The 3,541-nt window shown below is 43.2% G+C and carries 4 protein-coding genes; 2 read left to right on the forward strand and 2 right to left on the reverse strand.

The window, feature by feature from the left end; genetic code table 11:
• Window positions 1-123, forward strand: a 123-nt coding sequence (locus tag VFM80_RS08405; protein WP_395071384.1) for an AraC family transcriptional regulator, incomplete at its 5' end; no start/stop codon positions are given.
• 99 nt (window positions 124-222) lie between these two features.
• Window positions 223-2,172, forward strand: a complete 1,950-nt coding sequence (locus VFM80_RS08410; protein WP_395071381.1) for a heavy metal translocating P-type ATPase — start codon at window positions 223-225, stop codon at window positions 2,170-2,172.
• 12 nt (window positions 2,173-2,184) lie between these two features.
• On the opposite strand, the gene VFM80_RS08415 is transcribed toward VFM80_RS08410, so the two are convergent.
• Complete coding sequence (locus VFM80_RS08415) at window positions 2,185-2,640, reverse strand: methyltransferase family protein (protein ID WP_395071382.1); 456 nt, start codon at window positions 2,638-2,640, stop codon at window positions 2,185-2,187.
• Window positions 2,641-2,729: 89 nt separating this feature from the next.
• Window positions 2,730-3,491, reverse strand: coding sequence for a sulfite exporter TauE/SafE family protein (locus tag VFM80_RS08420; protein ID WP_395071383.1), 762 nt, complete (start codon window positions 3,489-3,491; stop codon window positions 2,730-2,732).
• Window positions 3,492-3,541: the final 50 nt, after the last annotated feature.

The following is a 3,541-nucleotide window of genomic DNA, read 5'->3' on the forward strand; positions in this document are numbered from 1 at the left end:
TATGAGTTAAGCTATAGCAGTCAGCAACACTTTTCCCGACAGTTCAAGAAAGAAACCGGACTTTCACCCTCCCACTTCAGCGAGATCAAAGAAAATCGGCGGATTTCCATTGATAAGGTATAACACAATCCTGCACAAGAAATACACAATAGTGTAAGACTCACTTTTCCTCTCTTGATACCTTAGGTTTTGATAATATTATCTGAGCACCCACATGCATCCATGGAATTCATAAAAAAATATTACGAAGTATTTTGGTCGGCCGTTTCTTTAATTGCAGCTTTGGCCGTTCAATATTGGATTTCATTTCCTGGAAGTGAATTCATCTATCTTTCGCTATACCTTATTTCCTACCTGTTTGTGGGAGGGCCTGTTTGGGTTAAGGCCTTTAAATCTATCCAAAAAGGCACCATCTTCAGTGAGTTTCTGCTCATGGGAATTGCAACAGTTGGTGCTTTTATTCTCGGAGAATACGCCGAAGGTGTAGCGGTCATGCTCTTTTATATGATTGGGGAATATGCGCAGGGAAATGCCGTCCGAAAGGCACGCGGCTCCATTGAGTCGCTCATCAACCAGCAACCGGATGTTGCTACTGTTGAACGCAACGGAGAGACGCAAGAGATTCACCCTTCCGAAGTAGAACCCGGAGAAGTTATACAAGTAAAAGCAGGGGCCAAAGTTCCGCTCGATGGTGAACTGCTTACAAACCGAGCTTCCTTCAATACCGCCGCTTTAACCGGAGAATCCAAACCTATGTCTCGCAATGCGGGTGAAGAAGTTTGGGCAGGCTCCGTTAATGAATTAGTTCCGGTGCGCATAAAAGTGACAAAGGGATATGAAGATTCCCGCCTGTCCGATATTTTAAACATGGTTCAAGAAGCCGCTCAGCGTAAAGCCCCCACTCAACGCTTTATGACTCGCTTCGCTAAAGTGTACACCCCCATTGTTGTTTGGCTTGCTGTAGCTCTCACATTTCTACCCTGGCTAGTTGTGGAACCGTATGTTTTTGAAGAATGGTTTTATCGCGCGCTGATCTTCCTTGTTGTTTCCTGTCCGTGTGGATTGGTGATTTCCATCCCGCTGGGCTATTTCGGAGGTATAGGCGCAGCCTCTCAAAATGGCATTCTCCTGAAAGGCTCTGATTATCTTGACCAGCTTCGGAAAATGAAAATCCTGTTTTTGGATAAAACAGGCACAATGACCGAAGGGGTGTTTGAAGTACAAGAAATTTACCCTGCTAATGGATATGAAACTTCACAAATATTAAAATTAGCCGCTTCTTTGGAGCTCCACTCTTCACATCCTGTTGCAAAAGCCATTCTGAGTTTTATAAATGGGCAGGAAATACCGGAAGCCAATGATATTCAGGAAATACCGGGCCGTGGTCTTAAAGGAGCTATAGGTCAGGAGGGAATTCTGGTAGGCAATCGAAAATTACTGGAAGAGAACGAAGTATCCGTTTCCGAAATTGATAATGACAAACCTTCTGCCTTCGTATACGTAGCTGCTGACGGAATGCATATCGGAACCATTTTGATCTCCGACAAAATAAAAACAGATGCATCACAAGCACTGAAAGAACTCCGGGATTTAGGTGTAAGCAAATTGATGATGCTCTCCGGGGATAATCAGGAGACCACGGATTCTATAGCAAAACAGCTTGGTATAGATCAGGCCTTTGGAGGATTGCTCCCTGACGGTAAATACGAAAAAGTGAAAGAGGCCTTGGGTTCAAATCACGTTGTTGGATTTGTTGGAGACGGGCTGAATGACGCCCCGGTAATCACCCTGGCCGATGTAGGAATTGCCATGGGCGGCATAGGCTCGGACGCTGCCATCGAAACGGCTGATGTGGTCATCCAAACTGACCAGCCTTCAAAAATTCCGCAGGCTATTCGTATTGCGAAATTCACACACAAAGTAGTTTGGCAGAATATTGGTTTAGCTTTGGGGATCAAGATCCTGGTGATGGCTCTAGCTACCGTTGGTCTCGCAACCATGTGGGAGGCAATTTTTGCAGACGTGGGTGTTGCCCTTATTGCTATTGCCAATGCGATCAGAGTTCAGAAAAAATTTTCTAATGATCAATTTACTATTCGCTCATTTTTTGGAAGTGAAAAAATTAATCCTGCTGCCAATAATAATCCTGAAAGCTGTTGTGAAGTTTGTTAATAAGTACGGCACTCAAACCCACCGCCTTACTTCCTTTCTATATTCCAAAAATTCATCCCTGAACTTCTGCTCCATTATTTCCTCCTCCGGCTTGATCTGAAATTCATTCATGTACCAAATGAACAGGAGTAGCACCACTATGGTGAATAGATTTCCCCAATAGAAAACCGGGCTTATTAAAACGATCAGCAAGCCTAAATACATGGGATTTCGCGAGAATTTATAAACTCCTGATTGAACAAACTCTTTAGTGTTTTCAGGTCTATGGGGATTTAACGTGGTCGATTTTTGCGCGAACTCAATCACAGCAAGTACTCCGATTGATCCACCTAATATCACCAATCCAATACCGATGAATTTCCCTGCTTTAAATAGGAAGCTTTGGTTAGGGATGAATTGATGGATCACCCATATCAAACCAAGGCAAATCAGGAAAACAACTACAGGTGGAATTTTTAGCTTAAGCATGTTTTAGGTGTTAATGTGCGTACGTGTTAAAGTGTTACGGTGTTTTTTACTGTAACACCGTAACACTTTAACACTTGGATTATTCAATTCTAAAAAACCCCAACCTTTAATAATATCATATAAACCCCGCTTATCACCATAACGGCAAGCACATATCTTCGGAATGTTTCATCGGTTATGGAACTAAGTAATTTCTTACCGACCAGATTTCCGGCCGTCGCTCCCAATCCAAGAACAATCCCAAATATCCAAAGATCTCCATACAAAGCCCCGATGAAAGTATAGGTCCCGATCTGAACAGCTCCCATGAAAAAGGAATTCGCAGTCTTGGTGGCGATCATTTCTTCTTTCATAATACCGGCATTAAGGTAAAAGGGATTGAGAACAGGGCCAAGTCCTCCCACTATCGTAGAAATAGTTGCCACTCCAAAACCTAGTGGCAACCAATACCATTTCTTCATCTTGAACGTCCGCTCTTTCTTCCCAAAGCGATATTGAAAAACCGTGCTGACCAAAAACACACCAATAATGACCTGAAACCAATCAGCTTCAACCCTTGTAAATAGCCAACCGGCCAATAAAACCCCGCAAACTGCAGCCGGAGCGTACCATATCACCACATCCCAGCGAATATCTTTCCAAAAGATGATCAGTCGCGATGGCCGCCCGATCATATCTCCCAAATTAATAATAGGAGCCACTGCCTTTGAACCAACCATATAATTCATGATCGGGATCATGATGAGAGAACCTCCACCCCCTGCAATCACAGAAATGATATATGCGCCCATTCCGGCAAAAAAGACAGCAGCATACATCCACCATGGTTCTGTAAACAGAGATTCGATCATATATTATACTTAACAATATATCATTATTATACCGAAGCCAGTAAGGGAGC

The organism is Gracilimonas sp., from assembly GCF_035704785.1.
Lineage (GTDB): Bacteria > Bacteroidota > Rhodothermia > Balneolales > Balneolaceae > Gracilimonas.